The organism is Streptomyces sp. SAS_272, assembly GCF_052543235.1.
In genome coordinates this window covers 1-26,115 of sequence record NZ_JBMNDR010000098.1, presented here as the reverse complement: position 1 = coordinate 26,115, position 26,115 = coordinate 1, and the positions used below count along the sequence as shown (strand labels likewise).

The 26,115-nt window shown below is 72.3% G+C and carries 26 protein-coding genes and 1 tRNA gene; 12 read left to right on the top strand and 15 right to left on the bottom strand.

What is annotated here, in order from left to right; all coding sequences use genetic code 11:
- Positions 1-114: 114 nt before the first annotated feature.
- From ACN6LD_RS36205 to ACN6LD_RS36195, 3 genes are all read right to left on the bottom strand, one after another.
- The gene (locus tag ACN6LD_RS36205; protein ID WP_319187848.1) at positions 115-1,632 is read right to left on the bottom strand and encodes an NlpC/P60 family protein; all 1,518 of its coding nucleotides are present in this window, start codon (positions 1,630-1,632) and stop codon (positions 115-117) included.
- Between the two features lie 203 nt (positions 1,633-1,835).
- Positions 1,836-2,348, bottom strand: coding sequence for a hypothetical protein (locus tag ACN6LD_RS36200; protein ID WP_445045367.1), 513 nt, complete (start codon positions 2,346-2,348; stop codon positions 1,836-1,838).
- A 103-nt stretch (positions 2,349-2,451) separates the two neighbouring features.
- Positions 2,452-2,949: a hypothetical protein gene (locus ACN6LD_RS36195; RefSeq protein ID WP_319187851.1), complete on the bottom strand. Its 498-nt coding sequence runs from the start codon at positions 2,947-2,949 to the stop codon at positions 2,452-2,454.
- Between the two features lie 459 nt (positions 2,950-3,408).
- Here ACN6LD_RS36195 and ACN6LD_RS36190 point away from each other — a divergent pair, with 459 nt between their 5' ends.
- Positions 3,409-3,798, top strand: coding sequence for a DUF4333 domain-containing protein (locus ACN6LD_RS36190; protein ID WP_445045366.1), 390 nt, complete (start codon positions 3,409-3,411; stop codon positions 3,796-3,798).
- Positions 3,799-3,823: 25 nt separating this feature from the next.
- On the opposite strand, the gene ACN6LD_RS36185 is transcribed toward ACN6LD_RS36190, so the two are convergent.
- Positions 3,824-4,306 carry a MarR family winged helix-turn-helix transcriptional regulator gene (locus tag ACN6LD_RS36185; protein ID WP_445045365.1) on the bottom strand — a complete coding sequence of 161 codons (483 nt, stop codon included), beginning with the start codon at positions 4,304-4,306 and terminating at the stop codon, positions 3,824-3,826.
- A 183-nt stretch (positions 4,307-4,489) separates the two neighbouring features.
- On the opposite strand from ACN6LD_RS36185, the gene ACN6LD_RS36180 reads away from it, so the two are divergent.
- Positions 4,490-5,857 carry a pyridoxal phosphate-dependent decarboxylase family protein gene (locus ACN6LD_RS36180; RefSeq protein ID WP_445045372.1) on the top strand — a complete coding sequence of 456 codons (1,368 nt, stop codon included), beginning with the start codon at positions 4,490-4,492 and terminating at the stop codon, positions 5,855-5,857.
- Between the two features lie 123 nt (positions 5,858-5,980).
- Here the strand turns inward: ACN6LD_RS36180 and ACN6LD_RS36175 are convergent, their stop codons facing one another.
- The gene (locus ACN6LD_RS36175; protein ID WP_319187857.1) at positions 5,981-6,460 is read right to left on the bottom strand and encodes an ATP-binding protein; all 480 of its coding nucleotides are present in this window, start codon (positions 6,458-6,460) and stop codon (positions 5,981-5,983) included.
- A 175-nt stretch (positions 6,461-6,635) separates the two neighbouring features.
- Between ACN6LD_RS36175 and ACN6LD_RS36170 the strand changes: the two genes are divergently transcribed.
- Positions 6,636-7,001 carry an STAS domain-containing protein gene (locus ACN6LD_RS36170; protein ID WP_319187859.1) on the top strand — a complete coding sequence of 122 codons (366 nt, stop codon included), beginning with the start codon at positions 6,636-6,638 and terminating at the stop codon, positions 6,999-7,001.
- 72 nt (positions 7,002-7,073) lie between these two features.
- Here ACN6LD_RS36170 and ACN6LD_RS36165 read toward each other — a convergent pair whose 3' ends face one another.
- The gene (locus tag ACN6LD_RS36165; protein ID WP_445045364.1) at positions 7,074-8,003 is read right to left on the bottom strand and encodes a UTP--glucose-1-phosphate uridylyltransferase; all 930 of its coding nucleotides are present in this window, start codon (positions 8,001-8,003) and stop codon (positions 7,074-7,076) included.
- Positions 8,004-8,272: 269 nt separating this feature from the next.
- Here ACN6LD_RS36165 and ACN6LD_RS36160 point away from each other — a divergent pair, with 269 nt between their 5' ends.
- Positions 8,273-9,373: an AI-2E family transporter gene (locus ACN6LD_RS36160; protein WP_445045363.1), complete on the top strand. Its 1,101-nt coding sequence runs from the start codon at positions 8,273-8,275 to the stop codon at positions 9,371-9,373.
- A gap of 31 nt (positions 9,374-9,404) precedes the next feature.
- On the opposite strand, the gene ACN6LD_RS36155 is transcribed toward ACN6LD_RS36160, so the two are convergent.
- Positions 9,405-10,232, bottom strand: a complete 828-nt coding sequence (locus ACN6LD_RS36155) for a class I SAM-dependent methyltransferase (RefSeq protein WP_445045362.1) — start codon at positions 10,230-10,232, stop codon at positions 9,405-9,407.
- A gap of 345 nt (positions 10,233-10,577) precedes the next feature.
- Between ACN6LD_RS36155 and ACN6LD_RS36150 the strand changes: the two genes are divergently transcribed.
- Positions 10,578-10,856, top strand: a complete 279-nt coding sequence (locus ACN6LD_RS36150) for a GlsB/YeaQ/YmgE family stress response membrane protein (protein WP_057577098.1) — start codon at positions 10,578-10,580, stop codon at positions 10,854-10,856.
- A gap of 166 nt (positions 10,857-11,022) precedes the next feature.
- On the opposite strand, the gene ACN6LD_RS36145 is transcribed toward ACN6LD_RS36150, so the two are convergent.
- Positions 11,023-11,096, bottom strand: a tRNA-Met gene (locus ACN6LD_RS36145).
- Positions 11,097-11,155: 59 nt separating this feature from the next.
- Positions 11,156-11,359: a cold-shock protein gene (locus ACN6LD_RS36140; RefSeq protein WP_009192932.1), complete on the bottom strand. Its 204-nt coding sequence runs from the start codon at positions 11,357-11,359 to the stop codon at positions 11,156-11,158.
- A 266-nt stretch (positions 11,360-11,625) separates the two neighbouring features.
- Between ACN6LD_RS36140 and ACN6LD_RS36135 the strand changes: the two genes are divergently transcribed.
- A complete protein-coding gene (locus tag ACN6LD_RS36135; RefSeq protein ID WP_319187867.1) occupies positions 11,626-12,387 on the top strand; it encodes a ZIP family metal transporter in 762 nt (253 codons plus the stop codon).
- 96 nt (positions 12,388-12,483) lie between these two features.
- Here the strand turns inward: ACN6LD_RS36135 and ACN6LD_RS36130 are convergent, their stop codons facing one another.
- Both ACN6LD_RS36130 and ACN6LD_RS36125 read right to left on the bottom strand, forming a co-directional pair.
- Positions 12,484-13,011 (bottom strand): hypothetical protein, encoded by a 528-nt coding sequence (locus ACN6LD_RS36130; RefSeq protein ID WP_319187869.1) that lies wholly within the window; start codon positions 13,009-13,011, stop codon positions 12,484-12,486.
- Between the two features lie 117 nt (positions 13,012-13,128).
- Positions 13,129-13,620 carry a hemerythrin domain-containing protein gene (locus tag ACN6LD_RS36125; protein ID WP_319187871.1) on the bottom strand — a complete coding sequence of 164 codons (492 nt, stop codon included), beginning with the start codon at positions 13,618-13,620 and terminating at the stop codon, positions 13,129-13,131.
- A gap of 330 nt (positions 13,621-13,950) precedes the next feature.
- Between ACN6LD_RS36125 and ACN6LD_RS36120 the strand changes: the two genes are divergently transcribed.
- Entirely contained in the window at positions 13,951-15,093 is a 1,143-nt protein-coding gene (locus ACN6LD_RS36120) for a DUF2235 domain-containing protein (RefSeq protein WP_445045361.1), read from the top strand.
- Positions 15,094-15,267: 174 nt separating this feature from the next.
- Positions 15,268-16,128, top strand: a complete 861-nt coding sequence (locus tag ACN6LD_RS36115; RefSeq protein ID WP_319187875.1) for an oxygenase MpaB family protein — start codon at positions 15,268-15,270, stop codon at positions 16,126-16,128.
- 91 nt (positions 16,129-16,219) lie between these two features.
- On the opposite strand, the gene ACN6LD_RS36110 is transcribed toward ACN6LD_RS36115, so the two are convergent.
- From ACN6LD_RS36110 to ACN6LD_RS36100, 3 genes are all read right to left on the bottom strand, one after another.
- Positions 16,220-19,177: a hypothetical protein gene (locus ACN6LD_RS36110; protein WP_445045371.1), complete on the bottom strand. Its 2,958-nt coding sequence runs from the start codon at positions 19,175-19,177 to the stop codon at positions 16,220-16,222.
- A 94-nt stretch (positions 19,178-19,271) separates the two neighbouring features.
- Complete coding sequence (locus tag ACN6LD_RS36105) at positions 19,272-20,741, bottom strand: hypothetical protein (RefSeq protein ID WP_445045360.1); 1,470 nt, start codon at positions 20,739-20,741, stop codon at positions 19,272-19,274.
- A complete protein-coding gene (locus ACN6LD_RS36100) occupies positions 20,738-22,111 on the bottom strand; it encodes a hypothetical protein (protein ID WP_319187878.1) in 1,374 nt (457 codons plus the stop codon). The genes ACN6LD_RS36105 and ACN6LD_RS36100 overlap by 4 nt, the downstream gene beginning before the upstream one ends.
- Positions 22,112-22,260: 149 nt before the next feature.
- Here ACN6LD_RS36100 and ACN6LD_RS36095 point away from each other — a divergent pair, with 149 nt between their 5' ends.
- Together ACN6LD_RS36095 and ACN6LD_RS36090 are read left to right on the top strand one after the other, a co-directional pair.
- The gene (locus ACN6LD_RS36095; protein WP_319187880.1) at positions 22,261-22,683 is read left to right on the top strand and encodes a hypothetical protein; all 423 of its coding nucleotides are present in this window, start codon (positions 22,261-22,263) and stop codon (positions 22,681-22,683) included.
- A 112-nt stretch (positions 22,684-22,795) separates the two neighbouring features.
- Positions 22,796-23,650, top strand: coding sequence for a DUF3592 domain-containing protein (locus tag ACN6LD_RS36090; protein WP_445045359.1), 855 nt, complete (start codon positions 22,796-22,798; stop codon positions 23,648-23,650).
- Between the two features lie 30 nt (positions 23,651-23,680).
- Here ACN6LD_RS36090 and ACN6LD_RS36085 read toward each other — a convergent pair whose 3' ends face one another.
- A complete protein-coding gene (locus ACN6LD_RS36085; protein ID WP_319187883.1) occupies positions 23,681-24,025 on the bottom strand; it encodes a MerR family transcriptional regulator in 345 nt (114 codons plus the stop codon).
- A 680-nt stretch (positions 24,026-24,705) separates the two neighbouring features.
- Here ACN6LD_RS36085 and ACN6LD_RS36080 point away from each other — a divergent pair.
- Positions 24,706-25,215 (top strand): DinB family protein, encoded by a 510-nt coding sequence (locus tag ACN6LD_RS36080; RefSeq protein WP_445045358.1) that lies wholly within the window; start codon positions 24,706-24,708, stop codon positions 25,213-25,215.
- Positions 25,216-25,337: 122 nt separating this feature from the next.
- A partial coding sequence (locus ACN6LD_RS36075; RefSeq protein WP_458576035.1) for an exonuclease/endonuclease/phosphatase family protein occupies positions 25,338-26,115 on the top strand: 778 nt, incomplete at its 3' end.

The following is a 26,115-nucleotide window of genomic DNA, read 5'->3' as shown; positions in this document are numbered from 1 at the left end:
GTCGGCGAGCGGCAGATGAGGACTGCGGCCGGTTCGGGAAACCGCCCCGGTACGCGGGCCCCCCGTGAGCCTGCCTACCGGGGCGGTGGATGTGGGATCAGCCGACGGGACCCGTCAACTGATGCCCGGAATCACGCAGTTCCGGACGCCGTCCAGCCACGCGTCGCCTTTCATGTAGATGTTGCTGACCCAGCCCTGGTACTCGGGCAGGTACGACCAGGCGTCGTTGGTGTATCCCTCGGCCGTCACGCTCTCGGCGTGCTTCTGGCAGGAGACCGCCACTCCGGTCGGACCGGAGAGCCGGGTCACGACGCCCGCGCCACCGGAGGGCGTGCTGCGGATCGCCACCCCGGTGCCCCATGTGCTGTAGGCGTGCGTGCCGACGGGGGTCGCGGTGCCCCTGCCGTCGCAGGCCGGGACCCCGGCGAGCCAGGCGTCGCCCTTCATGTAGATGTTGGTGATCCAGGCGCCGTACTGCGGCAGGTAGGACCAGGCGTCGTTGGTGTAGCCCTCCGACGTCACGCTCTGGGCGTGCATCTGGCAGCTGACGGCGACCGAGGTGGGGCCGGCCAGCCGGGCGACCGTCGTTCCGTTGACGGTGGACGGCTGGGAGCGGAGCGCCACGTCCGTGCCCCACGTGCCGTACGCGCCGCCCTGGCCGGCGTTTCCACCGCCGCCGGGGCCGATCTGCGAGTCGTGGTCGGACCCTGAGCAGGTGGGCACCTCGGGCAGCCAGGCCGGTCCCCTGAGGAAGATGTTGCTGATCCAGCCTCCGCGGTTGGACAGATACGTCCAGGCGTCGTTGGTGTAGCCCTCCGCGGTGACGCGCTCCCCGCGCTGCTGGCACTTGGCGTACACGATGTCCGATCCGGACAGCCGGGTCACCTGACCGGCCGAGCGGTTGGGGTGCTGGCGCACGGCGACGTCCGTGCCCCAGGTCACCTGGAGCGTGCCGTCGTAGCCCGTGGGTTCCGTGAACGGGCTGCCCTGCGGCATCCGCGTCACCCCGACCAGACGGTTATTGCTGATGCGGGAGTTGATGTCGATCACGCGGATCGGCAGCTGCGACTGGTACGCCTCGACGACATAGCCGCCCCCGAGGTAGATCATCATGTGGGTGATGTCCTGCACCTGACCGCCGACCGCTGTGTACACCAGGTCGCCGGGCTCCATGTCGGACACGGCCGGCTTGCCTCCGCCGGCGCCTTTGACCTGCTTGTACGTCCGCCCCGCGTTGACATACATCTCCCAGGCCGTCCCGCCGCCGAGGATGTCGTGCCCCGCGGCCCTGGACCAGGCCCAGCGCGCGAAGCCCGAGCAGTCGAACCCGCGGGTCTGGGGGTCGAGCGCGGTCTCCTCGAAGTGGCTCGGGCTGCTGAGGTCCCAGGTGCCGTAGCTCTGGCCGGGCGCCGGTCCATGGCCTCCGCCCCACGTGTACACCGTCCGCGCGCGCCATTCCGCGCAGGCCGCGTCGATGACACGGTTCGCCTCGGGCGAGGCGATGCCCTGCACGGCGCACCAGTTCTGCTCCCCCGTACCGGCCGCCTGGGCCGCGGTCGTCGGAAGCAGGGCCAGGAGAAGGGCGGTCACCATCACGGCGACCAGCCCCGCTCCCCGGCGCAGTGTTCTCATCCGGTTCTCCTCTCGCGGCCGTGCCACGTGTCGTGGCGCCCACAGTCCGGACCGCGTTTCGATCAGGCCCCCGTGTGGCTCAGGGGCGGAACTGGCCTCACCGTGGCCTCAGCGGGCGGCCGGGACCAGGGGTTTCCCGTTGCCTCTTGGCGCGACGACCGGGAAACCCCTGATCCGACCGGTTCCGCCCCGTGCCGGCCCGGTCAGCCGCGCCAGATCTTGACGTACGTCACCGCGTCGTTGAGCGTGTCGCCGACGTAGGACACGGAGCGGCCGAACGTGCCGTTGCCCCTCGGGCCGCTGAGGAAGGCCTTGGTGCATCCACCGTCGACGAGGAGCGACGACAGGTGCGTCGACCACCAGCTGTTCGGGCTGAAGCTGTAGCCCGCCGCGTCACAGGGCCCGGCGTTGCCGTAGACCTTCGTGTACGCGCCGCCCCAGTCGGCGTGCTCGGCCCAGGTCATCAGCTCCGTCTGCGCCGCCGCTCGCGGTACGGCCGCCGCGGCCCGGGCGGAGGCGTCGGGACCCTTGAAGCACTGGTGCAGACTGACGTGGGAGGTGCTCTCGCCGGGCTTCACCTCGTCGAGGACGAGGACGCAGTGGGCCGGCCCGGGACCCTTGCCGGCGACGGGGGCAGGCGCGGCGACGGCGGGACTGCCCAGCGCCACCACGAGGGCGGCCGTCGCGAGCGCGAGCACGGTGCGTGACTTGTTCATGCGCATCTCCAGAGGGATTTCGTCGTCACGGTTGTCGGACGGAGGTCGTGCGGAGCCGCACAGGGGCGCGGGCGGGGGTGCGGGTGCGCGGACCGGGGTCGGACTACCACCACGGGTCCGTGCAGTGGATGCCGGACCGGGTCGAACCGCACGCGCGGAACTTCCAGTTGGCGTCCGTGCTGGTCCGCTGGGCCGCGCTCGTCTTGTTCTCGCCGCCTCGCGAGGCGAACGGCCCGCACTGGATCCAGGTCCGGCCACCGTCCCGGGTCCAGTCCAGCCACACCTGGTTGCCCGGCTGCACGTCACCCGCGATGAGAGCCCAACCGCGCTGGACGCCGCGGATGTTGCCGTACTGCAGACTGATGTTGATGCCCTCGCTCCACAGCGTCACCTGGCGGGCGGTGGTGTCGTAGGCGTTGTCGGAGATGTCGATGAACCCGTTCCTGCCGCCCTCGCAGTCCGACGCCGCGGCCTGCGCCGAGCCCGCGGGCCCGAGGAGCGTCATGCCGCCGGCGAGCAGTGCCGCGGCCGCAGCCGTGGACAGGACCCTGCCGCCGACGGACCGCCGTGCGGCGGACGAAACACGATTCCAACTGATCACTGGCCCAGTTCCCTACGTGAGTTCGGCCCCGGGGCCGACGCATCGTGCGACGGCGCTCCCTGGAGATCGACGGTGCTCACGTTGTCGTCAGGAGCCCGGGACGGCCAGGCGTTTCCCGGGGTTGTCCCGTTGCCCGTGCCGTGGGAAACGCCTGGTCGGCGGCGTCATGCGGCGGCGCCGTGGGGCTCCGCGGCCACGCCGGCCCACTGCTGCCGGACCTTGGGCCGCTCGGCGTGGACCCGCGGGACGAGATGGAGCGTCCGCGGCTTCGGCCCGGCGTCGCCGTCGTGCCGAGGGGCCGGACGATCGGCTGATCGGCCGAGGAAGGGCGGCGGGGCCGGGCCGGGGATCGGCCGTATGGTCGAGGCGCACACCCGTGTCCGTGGGCGAGAGTGGAGCCACCTGCTCCACTCGATCAAGGTTGTCCGCAGGTCCAGAACCCGAGCCCGGGAGTACGAGATGCAGCGCGGTTTCCTCGTCGGCGCCGTCGGCGGTGCGGTCACCGTGGCCGCCGTGACCGGTGTCGTCACATGGCTCTGCGCCGCCAAGGATCTGCAGCACACCACGGTGGACCCCGTCGCCCAGGGGCTCTACGTGAAGGCGGACGGTCGTCTGGCGGTCGCCCACACCATCCTGGAGGCGCGCATTCAGGGCTGGTACCACCCGCTTCCCTGGCTCGGACGGGAGATCCACGACGTCTCCTGCCCGTCCCATCTCAAGGCGGTGGTCGGTGCGGCAGAGACGTGTACGGCACGGTCCGACGGCGGACGGATCTCCATTCCCGTCCGCGTGATCGACGTCGAGGGGGACCCTGCGAAGCCGCGGGTCACCTGGAAGTTCGACCGCTGACACACCGCGGCGGGTCGCGCACCCCTCAGTCGTCGCGCAGCGCCTGGTGGATCCTGCCGAGTGAGCCGGTCAGTCGCGGGTAGTCCTCCGGGGTGACCGGTGTGACGAAGTAGCGCTCGACGACCTGCGAGTGCACCTCGGCGGCCCGCAGGAAGACGGAGCGACCGTGGTCGGTGACCTCGACCAGCACGCTGCGACGGTCCTCGGGCGACGGCACACGGCGGGCCACGGCGGCTTCTTCCATGCGGTCGATCAGTCGCGTGACGCCGCTGCTGGTCAGCGTCAGGTCGTCGGCGAGCACGCGCTGGGTGACCTCTTCGCCCGGCCGGCGACAGAGCCTGATGAGGACCTCGAACATCGTGTGGCTGATCCCGCATTCCCGCCTGAGGGCGCTGTCGATCCGGTGTTCCAGCCGGGTGGCGGCCTTGATCAGCAGCCCGAAGTCGTGCACCAGCGTGCTGTTGGCGGCGCGGGCGGCCTCGTCGCCCGGCCGATCGGCCGTATCCACCTGTTGACGTCCTCTCCTGCCGAAGGCCCCCGGCAAAGATCCTCCACTCCCCCGACTTTACTGCCTGGTCACCTACCGATGTCTCAATTGCTGAGCAGTCAATTGCTGAGCAGTCAGCAAAAACCTAGGATGGGCGCCACCACGCCGCGGCAGTCGCGGAAACCGAAGGAAGGGGACGTGTCCATGGACCTGCAGCACTGGCTCGGCCGGGCCGCACAGGCCATACAGGAGTGGGCCGACACCTACGGCCCGTACGAGCCGCACCCGTCCCTGCACGTGGACGACGAGCGCTTCGCCTCCGCCTTCGAGGAGCTCACCGGCCGGCTGACGAAGGACAACTACCCCTTCTTCCACCCCCACTACGCGGGCCAGATGCTCAAGCCCCCGCATCCCGCCGCAGTGGTCGGCCACCTCACCACCATGCTGATCAACCCCAACAACCACGCCCTGGACGGCGGGCCGGCCACCGCGGCGATGGAGCGCGAGGCCGTCGCGCAGCTCGCCGCCATGTTCGGATACGACACCCACCTCGGCCATCTCACCACCAGCGGCACGATCGCCAACCTCGAAGCCCTCTTCGTCGCCCGGGAACTCCACCCCGGCCGAGGAGTCGCCTACAGCGCCGAAGCCCACTACACCCACGGCCGCATGTGCCACGTCCTCGGAATGAAGGGTCACCCGGTCCCCGCCGACGATGGGGGCCGCATGGACCTGGACGCCCTGGAGGACGTCCTTCGCGGCGGAGACGTCGGCACCGTCGTCCTCACCGCGGGGACCACCGGCCTCGGCGCCGTCGACCCGATCGACCGCGCGCTCGCCCTGAGAGACCGCTACGGCGTGCGCCTCCATGTCGACGCCGCCTACGGGGGCTTCTTCACCCTGCTCGCCGGCGCCGACGGCCCCGAGGGGCTCCCGCCCGAGCCCTGGCGGGCGATCGCCCGGTGCGACTCGATCGTCGTCGACCCGCACAAGCACGGGCTCCAGCCCTATGGCTGCGGGGCCGTCCTCTTCCGCGATCCCGAGGTGGGGCGCTTCTACCTGCACGACTCGCCGTACACCTATTTCACCTCCACCGAGCTCCACCTCGGCGAGATCAGCCTGGAGTGCTCCCGGGCGGGCGCCGCTGCCGCGGCGCTGTGGCTCACCTTCCGCCTCATCCCGCCCACCCCCGCCGGTCTCGGCCGCGTGCTGGCGGCCGGCCGCCGGGCCGCACTGCGATGGGCCGACCTGATCTCACAGTCCGACGTGCTGGAGCTCTACCAGCGCCCTGAGTTGGACATCGTCGGATACTTCCCTGCCGTGGACCCGGCCACCCTCTCCGCCGTGGACACCGCGTCCGCGCGGGTGCTGACCGCCGGGATGAACGACGGCGATCCGGTGTTCCTCAGCACCCTCAAAGCCGGTCGTGAGGCGTTCGCGGTCCGCCACCCCGGGATCATCGCGGACGTCGACGGCGCGCGCATTCTCCGCAGCGTCCTGATGAAGCCGGAGTCCGAACAGCACGTCGAACGCCTCCACGACCGAGTGGAACAGCTCGCGCGGCCCCGCTGACCTCCATGCACGAGCGCTGCGGATCGGCGTCGCCGTCCATGGCCGCGACGGTGGCCGTGGTGGTGGCGGTGGCGGGATCCCTCGGTGAGGTCCGCTCCGCACTCGGTGCGCGCCAGGCGGTCGTCACGAAGGGCGGCGGGGCGCGGCGCCACCGCCGGGCGGGTCCGCGAGGACGATGCGGGCGATGACGCGTTTGCCGTCCGGCTGCCGCTCGACGGCGAGGTCGTGGGCGACGGCCTGGACGATCTCGAGGCCGTGCTGGCCGATCCGGCCGGGGTCTGCGGCCCCCACCGCCGGCACGGTGGGATCGCTGTCCCGGACCACGACCTCCACCATGGCTCCGGTGACGCGCAGCTGCATCCGCGCCGGTCCCGGCGCGTACTTGCGGACGTTGGTGACCAGCTCGCTGACCACCAGCTGGGTCAGATCCATCGCGCGCGAGGAGACGTCCACACCGCGTTCGTCACGGGCCCGGGTGAGGAAGTCGGCGGCATCGCGGCGGGCCTGAGCGATGCACCCGTCACCTCCGGCCAGGGCGTACCCCGCCTCGATCAGGTCGGCTCCGAAGCCCGTGCCGTCCTCGTCGTCGGATCGCGATTCCACCAGGCATCGTCCTTCTGCTCCCCACTCACGGGTGTGCGTGTACCCACCACGTTGTCATGCATGTCACGGGCCGTGTTCTTCGGCACAGCCGGTTGGGAGCGTGCGGCCGGCACCGTGCGGCAGAATTGCTCTCACAGACGCTGCCCCCGGCAGCCTAGGTGCGATTGAGGAAACGGTGACTGACAACCAGGAAACGGGCCGATCCGACCGGCTGTCCGTCGAACACGCCAGCGTCGGCGACATCCGTGTCGTGATCCTGCGCGGTGAGATCGACCATGACGTCAAGGACGCGCTGAGCGAGGCACTGCTGTCCCGGAACGGCGATCAGGGGCGCCGGATCGTGGCGGACCTCAGTGGCGTGACCTTCCTGGACTCCAGCGGCATCAACGTGTTCGTCCAGGTACACCAGCAGGTGAGTGCCGCCGAGGGGTGGCTGCGTCTGGCCGCCGCCCAGGAATCGGTGGCGCGGGTCGTCCAGCTCGTCGGCCTCGACGAGGTGCTCTCCTGCCACAGCACCGTCGAACAGGCGCTCACCGCCTGATCGCGGGTCTGCCCGTCGGCCGTCCTCGGGCCGCTCGCCGCGAGCGGGCGGCCCCGGCCGGGAAACCGCAGATCAGGAGTCCGTCTCCGGCCGGCGGTCCGCGGCGCGGTCGGCGTCGAGCCCGTCGACCAGACCCCGCAGGACCGGCCCGTACTCGGGATGGGCGAGGGCGAACGCCATCTGCGCGACGAGGTAGTCGGCCGGGTTGCCGGTGTCGTACCAGCGCCCCTGGATGACCTGCCCGTACACCGCGCGGGTGGCGGCGTAGGCGTTGATCGCGTCGGTCAGGTAGACCTCGCCGGTCCGGTGCTCGTACCAGCGGCGGGTCTGCTCCCGCAGTTCGTCGATGATGCCGGGGGTGACGACGTAGCCGCCGATGGCCGCGTACGACGACGGGGCGTCGGCGGGCCGGGGCTTCTCGACCAGGCCGGTGATGCGCAGGGTGCCGCCGCCGAGGTCCTCCTTGACGATGGGCACGCCGTAACGCTGCGAGTCGCCCGGGTCCATCGGCAGCAGGGCCAGGACCGGACACCCCGTCAGTTCATAGGCTCGGATCAGCTGTTGGGCGCGGGGCACCTCCGCCACGAAGACGTCGTCGGGCCACAGCACCAGGACGGGCTCGTCGCCGAAGGCACGGGCGGCGTTCAGGACGGGCGTCCCGTTGCCGTACGGGCCGTGCTGGTCGAGGTAGGTGATGTGGCCCTGCCGGGCGAGCTCGGCGACCTCTTCCACGGCGTCCGCGTAGGCCGTCTTGCCGTCCGCGCGAAGCTGGGCGACGAGGGCGGGGTTGGGCCGGAAGTGGTCCTGGATGAGGCTCTTGCCGCCGGAGACGACGATGGTGATGTCGGTGATCCCGGAATCCACCAGCTCGCGCACGGTGTGCTCGATGACCGGCTTGTCGCCGACCGGGAGCATCTCCTTGGGGGTCGCCTTCGTCAGGGGCAGCAGACGGGAGCCCAGTCCGGCGGCAGGGATCACGGCCCTGCGGATCGTCGGGGACATGAGGTCTCTCTCGGTCGAGCGGCACACCGTACCGGCCGGCACGGCACAGGGCGACGCTACCAACGCCCGCGGCCGCCGCCGCCCCGGACGCCGGTCCCGCAGGCCGTCCACGACGCGATCGGCCCCGGCCGGCTCCGCGTGGCCGCCGGGCCAATCACACGGAACACCGTTCGGGCCGGTCGCCGGCCCTTCCACCCGGCCGTACGGCCTTCGGGGGAACTCCGGGCCGCCACCGCGATCCGGCGGGCGACGCGTGGTACGGGCATGAGATGTCCTCACCCCCCGATCAGCCCGCCGCGCCGCCGGAGCGGCGCAGCGGCGAAGGGCCGCGCGTTCCGGGTCCGCTGCGGACCGCGGCCGCGTACGCATGGAGGATCATCGCCGTCGGCGTCGTCGTCCGCGTCGCCTTCTCCGTGCTCGGACAGTTCCACCGGATCGCCGTCGCCGTCTTCCTCGGCCTCGTCATCACCGCCGTGCTCCGCCCCGTGGTCGGCCTCCTCGCCCGGCTCATGCCCCGGCCGCTCGCGGTGGCCACGGCGTTCATCGGCGGAGTCGTCCTCGTCCTCGGCGTGCTGACGCTGGTCGGCGAGACCGCGGCCGATCAGCGAAGCGGGCTGGAGAAGGAGTTCGTGGCGGGCATCGACCGTATCGAGCGGCAGCTGGAGGACGCTCCCTTCCGGCTTCCTCCGAACGCGTTCGACGATCTCCGGTCCCGGATCGGCGATCTCCTGTCGAGTCACCGCTCCACCCTCATCAGTACGGCGCTCAGCGGGGCGAGCCGCCTGGTCGAGGTGCTGACCGTGCTCGCCCTCGCCCTGTTCTGCGGGGTCTTCTTCACGCACTCCGGCGACCGGCAGTGGAGGTGGGTGTGCGACCAGCTGCCCTACGGAGCACGGCGGCGGTTCACCGTCATGGGCCGGGCCGCCTGGCGGACCTTCACCGGCTACACGCACGGCATCCTGCTGGTGGCCGTGATCAACGCGGTCCTCGTGGGCGTCGCGCTGTTCGCCCTCGGTGTGCCGCTGGCCGTCCCGTTGGCGTTGCTGGAGTTCCTGGCCGCGTTCGTTCCGCTGATCGGCTCGCCGATCGCCCTGGCGGTCGCGGCCGTCGTCGCCCTCGCGTCGAAGGGGCCCCTCATCGCACTGCTGGTCGTGGCCCTGATCGTGGTCATCGGTCAGATCGAGGGCCACCTGCTGCATCCCCTCGTGATGAGCTGGGCGGTCCGGCTGCATCCGGTGGTGGTCGCGCTGGCGGTCGTCGGCGGAGCGGTCGCGGCGGGGGTCATCGGCGCCGTGGTCGCCGTACCGCTGGTGGCCGTCGTGTGGTCGGTGCACCAGGCGCTGCGCGACGGTCCCGAGGCCCAGCGGTGAGTCCGGCCCGTGCCGCTGCTGTTCGGGACGGTCAGGGCGAGTCCTCCTCGGGTCTGTGTCCCCACGCGGTCAGCATGCCGGCCGACAGCGCGGCGCATTCGTCGGAGCCCAGGTACCGCACCGCCGCGTCGACGCCGGCGTCGTCGACCAGGCCGGTGGCCAGCATCGCCGCTCTGCTCCGCTCCCACGTGTCCGCCCAGAAGCGGCTGAGCGGACCGCCCGGCAGCAGCGGCGGCACATGGACCTCGGCGGCGACGGACACGAGCCCCGCGTCGCGCAACAGGTGCGGACAGGACGGCACCCAGGTGACATCGGTGCCGATGGTGGCCCGCAGCCCCTGCCACATCGCCCGCATCGCCGCGCTGTACGGGGTGGCGGGCGTCCGCTCGTTCGTCAGGTCGACCGCGTCGCTGAGCACCAGCACGCCCCCGGGCGCGACGAGTTCGGCGAGCGCGCAGATCAGTCGCTCGTGCTCGGGCAGATGCATCAGCACGAACCGGGCGTGGACGAGCCGGAACCGGCCGGGGACCGCACCCGGGGCGGTGACGTCGGCCTCCAGCACACGGAGTCCGGGGATGCGACGCGCCTCCAGGAAGCGCACGTCCCGGTCCACGGCGAGCACGCTCGCCACCCCGGCCTCCTCCAGCAACCGGCGGGAGACCGTGCCCGTGCCGGCGCCCACGTCGAGGCAGTCCCACCCCGGGCCGACGCCGAGCGCCCGCAGCCGCGCCATGGTGATGTCGTCGTAGGCGAGCGCGCCGAAGTCGATGCGCTCGTCCTCGCCCGCCTGTTCAGGGCGGAAGACGCTCTCGCCGTAGCGCCCGGCGTGCGGCGCGTCCCCGCGCTCGGCGGCGCTCACGTCGCGAGCGGCGGGACGCCCAGGGCACGGGCCCCGCCGAGACTCGGAACCCGGCCGGCGAGGGGCCGAAGCGGCGGGGAGTCGAACGGTTCCATGGCCGAGCCTCTTTACGCGCGATGGACGGTGCCGGGCGGCGCCCCCTTCCGGGGCGGCCGCTTCACCGATCCTGCACGTTCGGCCACGCGTGCGGATGAGGCGCGCCGCGTCTGGGCCGATCGGCCCAGGGGCGCCGAGGGAGCGAGTGAAAGACCCTCACAAGGAATCTGCACAGAGACGTTTGTCCGGGCGCGGACGGTGCACACGAGAAGCTAACACTGTCCTTATACGAGGAAGCGGAGACGCATCATGGGCATCATCGCGTGGATTGTCATCGGCCTGCTCGCCGGCGCCATCGCCAAGGCCTTGATGCCGGGCAAGGACCCCGGCGGCATCATCGTCACCATGCTCATCGGCATCGTCGGCGGACTGCTGGGCGGCTGGCTCGGCAAGGTGATCTTCGGCGTCGACTCCATCGACGGGTTCTTCGACCTCTCCACCTGGATCGCCGCGATCGTCGGCTCCTTCATCCTGCTCGCCCTCTACCGCCTCGTCACCGGCAACCGTCACTCGCACCGCCACGCGTGACCTGCCTATGACGTACGCGCTCGTGGCGCGTGACCGGCTCCCCCCTGCTCGCGGGGCGGGAGCCGTCGGCGTACCCGGCGCCGCCCCACCGGCCGTGCCTCGGATCACGGACTCCCATGACGCAAAGGCGAAGGGGCCCGGCGATGTGCCGGGCCCCTTCTTCTCGTAGCGGGGACAGGATTTGAACCTGCGACCTCTGGGTTATGAGCCCAGCGAGCTACCGAGCTGCTCCACCCCGCGTCGGTGATGCCACTCTACACGGTGGCGTCGGCGGGACGGTGCGGGGCCGTGCGGCGGTGTCAGCCGCGGACGATGTTCTCGGCCTGAGGTCCCTTCTGGCCCTGGGTCACGTCGAAGGTGACCGGCTCTCCCTCCACCAGTTCCCGGTAGCCGTTGCCGGAGATGTTGGAGTAGTGGGCGAAGACATCCGGTCCGCCGCCGTCCTGGGCGATGAATCCGAAGCCCTTTTCGGAGTTGAACCACTTCACGGTGCCGCTGGCCATGCTGCTTGTCCTTCAGTTCTCGCCGGGGGTCCCGGCTGGTCCGTGTACGGGGCCTGCCCGTGAGCGGGAGGCACCCGGCTCCGTTCTACCCCGCCGACGCCGGGGTTATCCGACTATTGCGCCGGTCGCGGCGCGTCGTGTGCCCGAGCAGGTGACGGGGGCGGCTGTCGCGCGGCCCGTCCGAGGGTGTGGGCCCGGTCGGCCGCCCGCGCGTGCGGGCCTTCGGTCCTCGTTGATCCACACCGACATGGGGTAGACGCGATGACATGACGGAAGCAGTGCAGGCAGGACTGTGGGGATTCGTGGCGGGCTCGGCGCTTCTGCTGGGCGCGGCGCTGGGATACGGGATCCGGGTGCCGCAGAAGGTGATCGCGACCGTGATGGCGTTCGGCGCCGGAGTGCTGATCTCGGCGGTCTCCTTCGAGCTGGTCGGGGAGGCCTACGACGAGGCGGGGCTCGCTCCGACCGCCCTCGGCACACTCGTCGGCGCCATGGCCTATACCGGGGGCAACGTGTGGCTGGCCCGCCGGGGCGCCCGGCACCGTAAGCGCTCAGGAGCCGAGCGCACCCAGGCGCAGCCGTCGGAGGCGGAGCAGGGCGGCTCCGGGGCGGCGCTCGCGTTGGGTGCGCTCCTCGACGGGGTGCCCGAGTCCGCGGTCATCGGCGTCGGTCTGCTCGACGGCGGCGCGGTGAGCCTGGTGACCGTGGCAGCGGTGTTCATCAGCAACGTCCCCGAGGGGCTGTCGAGTTCGGCGGGCATGAAGAAGGCCGGACGGAGCGCCGCGTACGTCTTCGGTGTCTGGGGAGCCATCGCCGCCGCGAGCACGGTGTCGGCCGTCCTCGGCTACACGGTCGTCGGCGCCTTCTCCCCCGCGGTGATCGCCGCTGTGACGGCCGTGGCCGCGGGAGCCATTCTCGCCATGATCGCGGACACGATGATCCCCGAGGCCTTCGAGGACGCCCATCTGGCCATCGGCCTGATCACCGTGAGCGGCTTCCTCGTGTCTTTTGCCCTGTCCCACGTGTGACCCGGAGGGCACGGCACCGGTCCGCCCGGACGCGCGGGAGTCGGCCCGCGGCGCGGGCGACGGTCCGCGAGGCGGATCGCCACCCGGCTCGGGGCGTCAGGTGAAGTACAAGGCCGCCTTGTCCAGGACATGGCTGCTGAACATCCCGCCGTACACGACCCTGCCCCGGTACATGGTGACCCGGCTGACCCCCGAGCCCGCGGTCTCCACCGTGAGGGGCCGGCCGATCACGGACGTCCCGAGGATCCGGGCGTCCGCCGCGACCCAGGTCCGCGCGGCCGGCTGGACGGCGCCGCTGACCAGGGCGGGCAGGACCATCGCGGCGTTGCGCGCGCCGGCCAGGCCGCTGCGGATGCTCTTCGCGTAGTCCATGGCCCACCCCGTGAACTGTGCCATCGACGCTTCGTCCACCGCGGGCGCGGCGGCGGCGAAGACGAACAGTTCCGCCTTGGTGCCGAACCACCGCGCCTTGCGGTCCGACCGGGTGCCGATCACCACGGGGCAGTCACGCCAGGCGGACGCGATCACCTCGCATCCGTCGGACGCCAGCCGTCCGCGGAGCGCCTCCAGATAAGCGCCGGCCGGGTCGGCCGGTCGCGCCCCGTCGGTCCGCTGCTGAGTCATACGCGAGCCCTCCCCCGTCGCTGTCACAGGCCGTCCGGCCGGCCTGGGCCGGGTCGGACGTCACCCCATGATCGCGCCTGAGGGAGGCCGCGTAAATACTTCCCCGCTGCCACACCGTCACGAGCGGACGATGCGGCGCACGTTGTCCACATCGCCGCAGCCCGCCTTCAGCTGCCGCTCCCGCTCCTCAAGGAACGCGACGCCGAGTTCCTCGCGGCGTTCCATGGCGGCGTTCTCACGGGCCCCGTTGAGGATCGTGCGCTCCTCCTCGTCGGCGTGGTGAGTGACGGCCTGCACGAGCTCCTCGAGCTTCTCGTCCCACTCCTCGGAGCCGACCTCGTCGACTTCCAGAAGTTCGAGGAGCGCCTTGTTGCCCTCCTCGTGTTCCTCCTCGCCGTGCTCCACCTCTTCGTCGTCGATCTTCTTGTAGCGCTTGAGGGCGGGGTATACCTCCGCCTCTTCCGCCAGCGCGTGGGCGATCAACAGGTCGGCGAACTCCCGCAGCGCGGCCGCCCGGTCGGCTTCGACGCTGCGCATCAGACGAAAGAGATCTTCCATTCTTCTGTGGTCCCGGAGAATGAGTTCGACGACGTCTCGTGTCTCGGCCATGGAACGGGCTTCACTTTCGTACGAGGGAACCTTGCCGGATCCGACTACCCCCGCCCGCCGTCTTCAACAGTGGCGACCCAGATGTCCGCGAGTGGCAGGGGCACGCTTCGGCCAGGCGCTTCGCCGGCCCGCGGGGAGTGGCCGTTCCGGTACGACGGTGCCACCATGAAATGAACGGGGTGCGCGGCCCCCCGCCTCTGCTACGGCGTCGGAGAGTACGCGCCCGGGAAGCAGCGCTGCGGCATCGGGAGGTTCCGCGCCGCGACGGGCGGCGCGGCCGTGCTCGCGCATGATGTACGGCCCGGACGCTCCCCCTTCAGGAGGGATCCCATGGCCAAGCGTCTGATCGTCTGCTGTGACGGCACATGGAACTTCGCGGACCAGCCCAGCCGGACGAACGTCACCAAGGTCGCCCTCTCCGTCCGCCCGCAGGACGGGGACATCACGCAACGCGTCTACTACCACAGCGGTGTCGGCACGAACCGGCGCGAGCGGTTGCGCGGCGGCGCGCTCGGCGTGGGACTGTCCCGCAACGTCGTCGACGCCTACCGTTTCCTCGTCGACAACTACGAACCCGAGGACCAGCTGTACTTCTTCGGCTTCAGCCGGGGCGCGTTCACCGCCCGCAGTCTGGCCGGTCTGGTGCGCAACTCCGGCATCCTGCGCCGGGAGTACAGGGACCGGGTCGGCGAGGCCTGGACCCTCTACCGCAGCCGGACGGAGAAGCCGACGAGCACGGCGTCCACGTTGTTCCGGCGTTCCTACGCGTACGAGACGGGCATCCGGTTCATCGGGGTATGGGACACCGTCGGAGCTCTGGGCATCCCGATGCCGGCGTCGCCCCGGCTCGCCGCGGGCGCGAACCACTTCAACCGCCGCTGGGCTTTCCACGACACCACGTTGAGCAGTTGGGTGCAGAGTGCGTTCCATGCGCTGGCCGTCGACGAGCAGCGCTCGCCGTTCCCGCCCACGTTGTGGAGCAAGCGGACCGGCAGCGACGACGAGGAAGCACTGCGTCGGCGCGGCGGCAGTCCCCAGGAGCTCAAGCAGGTGTGGTTCACGGGGGTGCACTGCGACATCGGCGGTGGCTACGCGGAGCCGGCTCTGTCCGACATCCCACTGCTCTGGATGGTGGGCGAGGCGACGCGCTGCGGCCTGAAGTTCGAGGACACGGCGTTCAAGGGGCCCCGGCCGGGAGCGACACCGTCCGACGACTCCACGGACGTCACGGTCGAGCCCGACGTGATGGGCACTCTGCACGACTCGCGGAGCGGGTTGTACCGGTGGCTCCCGCCGGTCCCGCGGCCCATCGGCGAGGCCGTCGACGGCTTCGAATTCGTCTCGGACACCGTCCTGCGACGCCATGACGCCGACCCGGCCTACCAGCCGAAGAAGCTCGCCGACTACCTCAAGGCCTCGGATCCGAAGGTCGAGACGATACGTCCACGGATCCCGGGCGCGGACCAGTCGTAGTCCGCTTGCGGATCGACCGCCTCGCTTCACACCAGGTGCTCGACGGTGCGCGGAGTGTGCCCGGTCGCCGCACGCGGACCGCCGTGAGCGCGCACCGGTCGGTGCGGTCTCCCGCTGTTTCCGCGTTCGAGCGGGCGTCGCGGACACTGGACGGCAGGAGAGGGGAGGCCGACCGTGCTGACCACCGTCCGCGAACACCTTGGGCAGGCCCTGTTCCGCCGCGTCGCCGGCCCCGACGGACCGACGACGCGTGCCCGCATCCACGACACCCCGGGACCGCGCTGGTTCGAGCCGGAGCGCCCGATCCGCACCGTCCACGGCGACGCCTCCATGTTCATCGGCGGGCTGAGCGCACTGCTGCTCCAGTCCCTGCACCCCCTCGCCATGGCCGCGGTGGCCGGGCATTCCGGCTACCGCGGCGACCCGTGGGGCCGGCTCCAGCGCACCAGCACCTTCCTCGCCGTGACGACCTACGGCACCGCCGCGGACGCCCAGCGGGCGGTGGACCACGTCCGCGGCATCCACGAACGCATCCGCGGGACGACGTCCGACGGCGTGCCGTACCACGCGGCCGATCCGCATCTGCTCGGCTGGGTGCACGCCGCCGAGACGGACAGTTTCCTGCGCGCCCACGAACGCTACGGCGCCGATCCGCTCGACGCGGCCGGCTACGACGCGTACGTCGCCGACACCGCGCGCGTCGCCGAGGCTCTCGGCGTGAGCGACCCGCCACGCGACCGCCGCGCACTGTCCGAACGCCTGACCTCCTACCGGCGGGAGCTCACGGCGACGCCCGAGGCGCGGGCCGCCGCCCGCTTCCTGCTGTTCCAGCCTCCCCTGCCCCTCGCGGTCCGGCCGCTCTACGGGGGGCTGGCCGCGAACGCCGTCGCGCTGCTGCCGGACTGGGCCCGCGGCATGCTGTGGCTGCCCCGCGTCCCGGTCGTCGAGCAGTTCGCCGTTCGGCCCGCCGGACAGGTCCTGACCCGCACCATCCGCTGGGCCATGACGCCACCGCGCAGGCCCCGGCCGGCGTGAGCCCGCCGCCGGACGCCTGTCGGCTCGGCTCTCGGACGCTCGTCGCCGCGGCCCTCGCCGAGCCCGGCGGATCGGCGGGGGCCGGCGGGGCTCAGACGACGATGCAGGTCATGGCCGCCCAGAGCAGCGGCGAGTGCTCGATCCCGCCCTCGGCGCGCCAGTGGTCGAGTCGCTCGCGTTGCCAGGAGGCGAGCCGGGCGACGGGGTCGGGGCTTTCGTGCGCGGCGTCGACGGCGACGATCGCCTCGGTCAGCGGCCGCACGGACTCGGGCAGTCCGGCGAGCCGGTGGAACGCGAAGCTGGTCGGCAGCGTCCAGCGGGTGGCGGTGACGAGTTCCGCGCCGTTGTGGATCATTGCCGTCGCCAGGCCGAACGACTCGGCGAAGCGGAGGTCTGCGCCGCTCTCGCAGCCGATGAGAGCGACCCGCGGCGGCGCGGGCCAGATCCGCGCCCCCGGCTCTCCGTCGGCGCGCATCGGCAGTGTGCCCAGGAGCAGGTCCTTGGCGGCGAGCGGACGATGGGTGCGGACCGTCTCGGTCAGACCGGTGGTCTGCGGGCCACAGCACAGATGAAGCGCGCCGTCCTCGCTCTGACCGCCTTCGACCGGCGCGCCGCTGACGTGCCCGACGTACAGGAGCCGGCGTGCCCCCTTGCGGAGCACGGCGCTCAGCCAGTCCCGGTCCAGGTCGGTGCGGCGGAACGCCTCCGCCGGGGCGGTGACGGACGGGGCGACGGGGCTCGCGTCCAGCCTGCTGCGGACCAGCGCGAGCAGCTCCGGGTCCGAGCCGGGCGGTCCGAGGACCGAGCCGAGCCGGGAGTCGGCCCGGAAACCGGGGACCCGGGGGTCCAGGACGAGAACGACCGTGTCGGCGTCCGCGGGCGTGCCTCTTGCCTCGTCCGCTCCGGCCTCGGCTCCGGCCTCGGTTACCGTGTGCGCCTCCCCGTCCGGCGCCGGCCGGGCGGTGGGATCCGGCCGCCTCAGTGATGTCGGCGCGGTGGTCACGACGTCCGCCAGGTCGATGAGCCGCACATCACTCGATCCGTCGACGGCGAGCAGTTCCCAGGGCACCTGGGCGACCCGGGGTGACGGCTGGATCCGTATCAGCGGGCGGCCCGCGCGTGCCGACACCTGGCGTATCTGCGCGGTCAGGCCTTCCGGCCACAGGGCCTCGGCCAGCAGCCGGGCCAGCCGGCGTTCGGTCCGGTGCCGGGCCATCGCCCCCGAGCCGAGCGCACGGCGCATCCCCTCCGCTCCCTCGCCCGTCGCGGGCAGCGCGGCGGTCAACTCCCTTACGGCCTGGTCGACTTCCTCGGCCGGGCCGTGGCCGGTGCCGAACCCCCTGGCCCCGCCCGCCCAGGTCCAGGTCATGAACAGATCGCCGGCGTCGGCCAGCCGGATCTGCACCACCGGACGGCTCGTGAGGTCTTCGGTCATCCAGAACGGGACTTCCCGATCGTCGACGATCCGCCGGTGATAGCGGGACTCCGCCGCCTGGATGTACTCCTGCAGCGCGACGCGGCCGGGTCCCTGCGCCGCCATCCGCACCTTCGGCGGCGGCGCGACGCGCAGGCCCGCGGACGCGGCGGCCTCCGACGCCACACCGCCGAGCGTCATCGTGCCGCCGGCGTGCCCGTACGACTTCATGGCCGCCCGGGGGAAGACTGCCCCGTCGGCTCCGGCGGCTCGGGAAGGCTCTGTGCCCGGCGCCGACAGCGGCGTACGGTCCAGCGCCAGGGAGGCGCCTGCGGTGCGCTGCTCCACCAGCTCGAACAGCAGCCCCTGATCCTGTCGACGTGCGGCGAGACGGAAGACCAACTGCATCGCCTGGTCGGCGAGTTGCAGCCATTGGTGACGGGCGTGGGCGGTGACGAAGTCATAGCGGGCCGCCTGAAGGGCCAGCGCGGCGGGGAGAGCCAGGGAGAGGGCGGTGTCGACGGACCGCCTCTCGTGCTCGCCGTGGTCCGTACGGTTCAGGCCGTCCTCGAGGGTCGTCGCGAGCATGAGGTCGACCTGAGCGCAGCGCTCGTACATCTCCCGGGCCTGGTACACGTCTCGGGCGTCCTGGGCCAACCGCTGCATCTCGGCGATGTCGCCCCGGTCGTAGGCGTGTTGGGCGCCCAGGAGCATGGTGTCGGCCGCGGCGATCGAGGCGCCGAGCCGTTCGAAGCGGGCCAGGCTCGCCGACGTCAGGGCCCCCGCGCGCGTGATGTCGCCGCGCCGGCCGGCGAGGAAGGCCCGCGCCTGTTCGCAGGCCGCCAGGTCGCCGTGCCGCTGGTTCTGCTCGAAGAACGCGGACGCCTCGGCGAACAACCGCTCGGCGAGGTCGAGTTCGCCCCGGTCCATCGCCAGGTACGCCCGGTGCGCGAGCATCGCCCGCTGCTCACCGGTGTCGCCGAGGGCGCGGTAGCGCTCCTCCGCGCGGGCGAGGCAGTCCTCGGCCCGGTCGAAGCGCCCGGTCGAGGAGCAGATCAGGGCGAGTGCCGTCAGCAGCCGCGGCGCGGTCTCCGTCCCCCTCGTCCGCACGGTGGAGAGCAACACCTCCGCATGCTCCTCGGCCGCCCCCCACTCGCCCCGGTCCATCAGCACGAGGACCCGGTTCAGGCCGAGTTCCTCGGTGCGCAGTCCTTCGGGATCGTCGAACTCGTGCAGCGTGGCCGCGGCCTCGTCGAGGCACTCCAGTGCCTCGTCCAGGCGTCCGGTCCTGCGCAGCACGTCGCCCTGGGCGAGCAGGGCCTTCAGCGAGACCTCCAGCCACAGTTGACGGCCGCGTGGCCCCATCGGCACGGACGCGACGCCGTCGAGCAGTCCACGGGAGCGCCCGACGGCGTCCTCGGCCCCGGGCAGGTCGGTGGCGGTGAGGCGGACGCTCGCAAGGTCGGCGTGCAGGTGTGCCCGCAGGAAGCGCACGTCGGGCGAGTCATCGAGGGACTGGGCCGCGGCCAGCAACCCGTCGTACACGGCGCACGCGGCGGTGAGGTCGGCCGCCAGCCGATGCTCCTCGGCCAGGGCGAAGCCGGCGTCGAACGGCTCCCCGTAAAGCCGCTTCACCGCTGCCTCGTCGCCCCGCTCGTCCCCGTCCGACGCACCGCCGTCCTGCCGGCGTTCGTCCCGCTCGTTCTGGTGATGGGGCTGGTCCGGCACGTCAGTAGTCCTCGTCGGTGGCAGCGGCGGCGGTCTCGGCGAGGAAGGGAGCCGAGCAGGCGTCGAGGGGTGACCGGTCGTGCGTCGCGGGAGAGGTCGCCGCGGCGGTCAGCCGCCGGCGGACCAGGGCGCGGACGGCCTCCCGCCGATCACGGTCGGCCGCCGCCTCCCGGTCGCCGGGGCGGCCGGGATCGAACCCGGGCAGCAGGACGCCGACCTCGACGCGCGGTGACAGCGCCCCGGTCGACAGCTGCGGGGTCAGGTCGGCGTGACCGGTCCACACGTCGTCCTGTCGGGTGAGGGGGATGCGGTGCGGGCCGCCGCCGTCCACGTGGACCTCCGCGACGAGGGTCGCTCCGGCGGTGGGCGCCGCCGGGTGCGCGACCGCCTGGACCTCGACGCGCCGACGTGCGCCGAGCGCGCGGGCGGTCCAGGACACCGCGTCCTCGGCCGCGTCGACGAAGCCGGGCGGACAGCGGCGCCAGTCGTTGGTCCCCGAGCCGCGGGCGATCACCCGGCCGGCCGCGCCGAGCCTTTCGCCCGCGGCCAGTGCGTATCCGTCGGGCCGGGCGAACAGTGCGCCGAGGCCGGCCGGAATCTCCGCGGCCGGCGGCGCGGCCTCGGCCGCCGGTCCGCCCGACGCCGCCGGCGCGCCGGTCGGACCGCGCCGTTCCAGGGCCGAACGGAGGCGACGCAGGGGCGGCCCGTCCAGTCCGGTGCTGTCGGCCGCCTCGTCGATCAGCCGCAGGACGCCCTCCAGACGGCGTGCCGTGTCCGACGGGCCCGGCGCCGCGTGCCACCACTGGACGAGCGCGTCGAGGGCGGTCCGGTGTTCCTCGATCAATACGGCCGCACAGTCGTCGGGCTGATCGTCCTCGCCGTCGAACAGTTGCTGGCAGCGGTGGGTGAGCGCGGCCAACTCCAGTCCGAGGACGTCCGGTTCGAGCGCCGGGATGCCGTCCGAATGCGAGGCCGGCCACCACCGGGCCGCCCAGTGGCCTAGACCGAGCCGGACGGCCGCGCCGCCGAGGGCCGTGGCCTGCGCCCTCACCCGCACGACGGCGGACTCCCCCGCAGCGCGTGCGTGGACGGCGGCGGCGACACGCTCGCCGTAGAGCGCCCACAGCCAGTGCTGGGCGCGATCCACGTCATGGATCCACGCCGAGGGCAGGCCGGGGTCGGCGAGGACGGGCCGGCTCAGGACGGCGCCCGCGACATCGAGGACGGCCCAGGTGAAGTCGGCTCCGGCAGGCACCGGTTGGCCGTCCGCCCCGTGGTCGCGGTGACGTCCGGCATCGCCGTGGGACTGCGTGTCACGGTGTCCGTCGGCATCGCGGTACGCCTCGGCACCGCCGTCCGCGTCGGTGCCGTCGTGGGCGGCGGTGGGCCGGAGTTCGCGGGCGGCGGTGATCCTGATCGTGCCGTCCTCGCCGCCGGCCACCCGGACGTCGGCGCCGGCTCGCGCCGTCACGCGCTTCTCCGCTCGGCCGGCCGGGCGGGGCCCGCCGACAGGGTGCGCAGCGCCGAACGGACCCGGGCACGATGGTCCATCATCACCGAGCGGGCGACCCCGTCGAGCAGCGCCCACGCCGAGGCGAGGTCCGTCAGGGGCGCGTCGCGGACGTCCCGCCCGTGCAGCCGCACCCACAGCCGCCGCATGTAGGCGGTCCACGGGGTGCGGAGGTCCTGGGCGAGCGCGTCCAGGACGCCGCCGTCCGGGTCGGGCCGGGGCGAGACGGTCATCCTGCGGGCGCGCAGGACCGAAGCCTCCCGTCGCCAGCGGGCGTTGACGGCCCGGTGTGCGGCCGTGCGCCCGGCGTCCCCTCGGCCGGCGCCCAGGGGGTCGAGGCCGACCGCGAGCCGGCCGCCGAGGACGACGGTGACGCGCAGGCTCTCGTCGTGCAGGCCGAGCGGTGCGCAGCTGCGGCGGGCCTCGCGGGCGGCGAGGTCCGCCACGGTCGGCAGCGCGTCCCGATGGGCCGACGACTGCAGGACCGCGAAGAGCCGCTCGAAGAGCGAGCGGTCCAGCGGCGCGGGCAGTGTGGCCGTCGAGGCGCCCCGGCCGATCTCCGGGCGCGGCGGTGTCCGCCGTCCGGTGAGTCCCAGTGGGGCGGGCAGGTCGTCGCGGCCCCAGAGGCCGCTCGCGTGCGCCCAGAGGGCCCGGCCGAACGTCTCTCCGTGGCCCGCGTCGACCATGGCGGCGAACGACGGCGAGGCGCTCGTCCGGCCCGGAGCGCCGCAGGCTTCCAGCACCTCGGCGGCCCGCTCGATCGCCGTGCTCGCCGCGCCCGCGTCGGCGGCCGGGGAACGGCTCTCCCATGCCGTGGCCAGCTCCGCGTCGAGGCGGGAGCGCCGGGCGGCGTCGGCCAGATGGTCCTTCAGCGCCTGCACGGTGCGGCCGCCCGGCGAGTGCGCGACCTCCTCGACCGTGTCCCGGGCCGTCACATCCGCACCGGCCGCCGGCGCGCCGTGCTCGGTGGCCAGTTCGAAGCAGCGCTGGAAGTACAGGTCCTGCGGGTTTCCCGCGACGACGCCCAGCGCCCGGCGGGCCTTCTTGAGCAAGGTGAACCATTGGGCCGTCGCCGCGAGAAGGGGCGCGGACTCCCGGATCAGGGCGTCGAGTTGCGCTTCCTGCGCGGGTGGGAGGAAGTCGGCCGCGAGGTCGGGACGCAGCGCGGGTCTGACGATCAGCGGCAGCACGATCAGTTTGACCGTCCGGGTCAAGGGCGCCCCGTCGGGGCCGCTCAACGGTTCCAGCCCCGCCCCGAGGCCGCGCCAGGCACGGTCGATGACCAGGGCACGCGGTCGGCTCTCGCCGGTCGGCTGGCTCACAGACGGCATGTGAGGAGCGTACGCCGCGAAGAGACGGGCGCACGAACCTGGGATCGGTAGGCGTTCGGGACCGCCTAGCGTCCACTCCGTCGGGCAGCAGCGACCACCCGGTCGCCATCGGACGACATGCGCCGACATCGTCAGAAGGGAAGAACGGCATGGGAATCTTCGGACGGCGCAAGAGTCGTGAGGAGCGGGCCGCCGAGATCGCCGGCAAGGTGGCGAGCGGCAAGGGCTTCTACGGCCGCACGACACGTGCGTTCCTCGGCGGCGCGGACTTCGCCAGGGTCCAGCAGTCGATCGGCGCGTATCACTCGAGGGTCGAGGTCGCGCAGTTGCTCGCCGCGGGAGCGCCGACCACGCCCGCCACCGTCGTCTCGATCGGCGACACCGGCAAGCTGGTCGACTTCGACCCGGTCGTCGACCTGGTGCTGCAGCTGCCGGGCGGCGCCGACCGCATCGCGTTGCAGAGCGTCGTGTCCAAGCTGCGCATACCCCGGGCCGGCGACCAGGTGCTCCTGGTGGCCGATCCCGCCCGTCCCGGCGCTTACCTCTATGCCGGGGACGGCGTGACGCCGTGAGCGAACCGCCGTGCGAGGCGCCGACGTCCGACTCGGTCCCGCTGTCCTTCGACGGGCGGGTGCGGGTGATGTCCCGGGAGGTGCGCGTCGCGCCCGGAAGGGCGGGGTGCGGGTGAACGCGCACGAGATGCTGGAGCTGTGGTGGACGGTGCCCGCGGGGCTGGCGCTTCTCGGGTACGGCCTGTCCCTGGCCGGACTCACCAGGGCCCAGCGGGCGGTCTGGGTGCGGGCGCGGATCCGCCAGGTGCACCGGCCCGCGCACGGGGCGTCCAAGTACCCGGGCATCCCGGTGACGCTCGCGTTCCAGGACCCGTCGACCGGGCGGGAGTTCGTCCGTCGGAACGCCGGCAGGCACGGTGACGCGATCGAGGAGGCCTGGGTGGGCCGCGAGTTGGCGGTGCGCTACCCGCGGGGGCGTCCTGAGCGGTTTCGTGTGGCGCTGCACACCGCTGAGGACGACAAGGGCCGGGGCGGCCCGAACTGCGCGGTCGTCTTGCTCCTTGTCGGGTCGATCGTCCACGCGGCCGTCGCCCGGGGCTACCCGTGGGCGCTGCTGGGCTTCGGCGCGCTGCTCGCCGTCGTCACGGCGGCCGGCCCCGATCTGCGCACGGTGCGCTCCCGTGACGCCCTGCTGTCCTCGGCCGTGGCCGTCCCCGCGCAGGTCGTGGCCGTCGCGAGGAACGTCTACACCGACGGTGAGGGCGACGAAATCGTCGTCCACACCCCGGTCGTCTGCTTCACCGCCCACGAAGGCACCGAGGTCACCGTCCTCGTCCGGGAGGGCATTCCCGAGCCCGGTCGGTCCCTGGGCCGCGAGCTCACCGTCCACTACGCCCCGTCGGACCTCACCGTGTACACCTGCGACCTCGCGGCCGAGCGCCGCTCCAACGAGCGGTCGGTCGGAGTGATCATCATGCTGTTCATCGCGGGAGCGGCCGCGACCGTGGTGGGCGCGGCCCTGCTGTGACATCGCGATCCGCCGGGGGCTTCGCTCTGGTCAAGCGCTGGACTTCTGCTGTGACGCGCCGCGCTGGTTGCGCAGTTCCTCGTTCATGCGCTGCGCTTCCTCGAGTTGGTCTTCGAGGATGACGATGCGGCAGGCCGCCTCGACGGGGGTGCCCTGGTCGACGAGTTCGCGGGCACGCGCCGCGACGCGCAGTTGGTAGCGGGAGTAGCGGCGGTGACCGCCTTCGGAGCGCAACGGGGTGATCAGGCGGTGTTCGCCGAGGGCGCGGAGGAAGGCGGGGGTGGCGCCGAGCATCTCGGCGGCCCTGCCCATGGTGTAGGCGGGGTAGTCGTCGTCGTCCAGAGGGGCGACCGGGCGGGTACTGCGTGGGGGCATAGACCTCTTCTTTCGGGGGACGCGTCGGGGGGCCCGGGTGCCGTACCGGCACCCGGGCCCCGAGCTGTCAACACCATCTGCCGGCTGACTGCTCCGGCGCCTTGTTCCACAGGGTCCGCCCGGAGGGGCGGGGCTGCGGGGATCGCTGCTGCGTGACCGGGGACCACCTTCCAATCCGGGGTCTGCGGTACCCGGGCGGACTTCCTCCGCGCCCGGGCGATCCTGATGGCGTCTGCTCCTTACTTTCGGCTACACGGTGGCACTGCTTACTGCTGGATACCGCGGGTACTGCTCGCGACCCGGCGGGCCGCGTCCTTCTTGGACCTTGTGCGGCAGTTCGTGTCTGCCGCACCCTCTCGACTTCTTGAGTACGAGAGAAACAGTAGCCCGGCGACCGGCCCATGTCTACCGTCGCCAGCGTAGATTTTCTTGATCTCCGTTGCCTGGTCTTCTGACCAGGCAACATCCGGAAGACTGCCGTCACGCCATCGGCACCGGACCCGGCACCGGACCGCCCGCGGGCCCGGACGCGCCGTCGGCGGCGATCAGGCCCCAGCCGTCTCCGTGCGGACGGCGAGGGCGGACTCGGGCCGCGGCGGCGCCTGCCGATCACACCCCACGGGCCCGACGCCTGACGGATACTGGCACTCCCCGACCGGCGGCACGAGGAGCAACGGCAAGTGACCCGCGACGATCGCACCGGACCACCCAGCTTCGGCACCGAACGAGACATGCTGCGAGCCTTCCTCGACTACCACCGGGCAACGCTCGCCATGAAGTGCGAGGGCCTCACCGACGAAGAGCTGCGACAGCAGTCGATGCCTCCGTCCACGCTCTCCCTGCTGGGCCTGGTGCGGCACATGGCGGAGGTCGAACGCGCCTGGTTCCGGCGGGTGTTCGAGGACAAGGACGCTCCCATGGTCTGGTCGGACAAGATCGACTTCCAGGCCGCCTACGACGCGAGCACGTCGACCAGACAAGAGGCGTTCGGCGCCTGGCAGGCGGAGGTGGAGAACTCGCGCCGGGTCGAGCGGGCCGCCGAGTCCCTGGATCAGGCCGGCTACCAGCCGAGGTGGGAGGAGGAGGTGTCACTGCGCATGGTGATGGTGCACGTGCTCCTGGAGTACGGCCGCCACAACGGGCACGCGGACTTCCTGCGCGAAGGCGTCGACGGAACCGTGGGCGCCTGAGCCGACGGGTGACGTCGTCCGGGAAACAACCGTCCGCACTCTCGACAGACCTGGGGTAACCGGCGGTAACTTCTGGCGTGTTGCCACGACAACCGCTTTCCCTCCCCAGGAGGCACTCCCCCATGCGCAGACTTCTCGCCTGCCTGACGGCCGCGGCCGCCGCCATCGGCGCGCTCACCGCGGCCGCGCCTTCGGCGGCGGCCGCCGACGACTCGGGCTCCTTCAGCGTCCTGTCCTACAACGTGGCGGGCCTGCCCGCGATCATCTCCAGCGCCTCCACCCCCCGCGACACCAGCACCACGGCCATCGGCCAGCGCATCGCCCCCTACGACATCGTCCACGCCCAGGAGGACTTCAACTACCACGCCTACCTCTACGCCGCCGACACCGCACACGCCTACCGCACCCCGACCAGCGGCGGCGCCGCCATCGGCAGCGGCCTCAACACCCTCTCGAAACTCCCCTACGACGAGGACGACTTCGAGCGGGTGCGCTGGAACACCTGCACCTACGGATCGGGCGACTGCCTGACCCCCAAGGGCTTCACGTTCATACGGGAGCGGCTCGCCGAGGGCGTCTACGTCGACTTCTACAACCTGCACACCAACGCCGGCACCAACGACGACGACCTCGCCGCGCGCGCCGCCAACCTCGCCCAGCTCAGCGGGTTCATCGCCACCCACTCCGCCGGCAACGCCGTCGTCGTCATGGGCGACACCAACACCCGCTACACCCGCTCAGGCGACACCATCGCCGAGTTCGCCGCCGCCAACGGACTCACCGACGCCTGGGTCCAGTTGATCCGCGGCGGCACCCCGCCCGCCAAGGGCACCGACGCCCTGGTCTGCGACCAGACCGGCCCCACCGTGCCCAACACCTGCGAGGTCGTCGACAAGGTCC

Coding starts and splice junctions, on each gene's coding strand:
- ACN6LD_RS36125 (WP_319187871.1), bottom strand. CDS start 13,620: ATGGCCGAGACACGAGACGTCGTCGAACTCATTCTCCGGGACCACAGA.
- ACN6LD_RS36135 (WP_319187867.1), top strand. CDS start 11,626: ATGACGGAAGCAGTGCAGGCAGGACTGTGGGGATTCGTGGCGGGCTCG.
- ACN6LD_RS36120 (WP_445045361.1), top strand. CDS start 13,951: ATGGCCAAGCGTCTGATCGTCTGCTGTGACGGCACATGGAACTTCGCG.
- ACN6LD_RS36160 (WP_445045363.1), top strand. CDS start 8,273: ATGTCCTCACCCCCCGATCAGCCCGCCGCGCCGCCGGAGCGGCGCAGC.
- ACN6LD_RS36165 (WP_445045364.1), bottom strand. CDS start 8,003: ATGTCCCCGACGATCCGCAGGGCCGTGATCCCTGCCGCCGGACTGGGC.
- ACN6LD_RS36200 (WP_445045367.1), bottom strand. CDS start 2,348: ATGAACAAGTCACGCACCGTGCTCGCGCTCGCGACGGCCGCCCTCGTG.
- ACN6LD_RS36100 (WP_319187878.1), bottom strand. CDS start 22,111: ATGCCGTCTGTGAGCCAGCCGACCGGCGAGAGCCGACCGCGTGCCCTG.
- ACN6LD_RS36205 (WP_319187848.1), bottom strand. CDS start 1,632: ATGAGAACACTGCGCCGGGGAGCGGGGCTGGTCGCCGTGATGGTGACC.
- ACN6LD_RS36095 (WP_319187880.1), top strand. CDS start 22,261: ATGGGAATCTTCGGACGGCGCAAGAGTCGTGAGGAGCGGGCCGCCGAG.
- ACN6LD_RS36140 (WP_009192932.1), bottom strand. CDS start 11,359: ATGGCCAGCGGCACCGTGAAGTGGTTCAACTCCGAAAAGGGCTTCGGA.
- ACN6LD_RS36130 (WP_319187869.1), bottom strand. CDS start 13,011: ATGACTCAGCAGCGGACCGACGGGGCGCGACCGGCCGACCCGGCCGGC.
- ACN6LD_RS36190 (WP_445045366.1), top strand. CDS start 3,409: ATGCAGCGCGGTTTCCTCGTCGGCGCCGTCGGCGGTGCGGTCACCGTG.
- ACN6LD_RS36180 (WP_445045372.1), top strand. CDS start 4,490: ATGGACCTGCAGCACTGGCTCGGCCGGGCCGCACAGGCCATACAGGAG.
- ACN6LD_RS36150 (WP_057577098.1), top strand. CDS start 10,578: ATGGGCATCATCGCGTGGATTGTCATCGGCCTGCTCGCCGGCGCCATC.
- ACN6LD_RS36085 (WP_319187883.1), bottom strand. CDS start 24,025: ATGCCCCCACGCAGTACCCGCCCGGTCGCCCCTCTGGACGACGACGAC.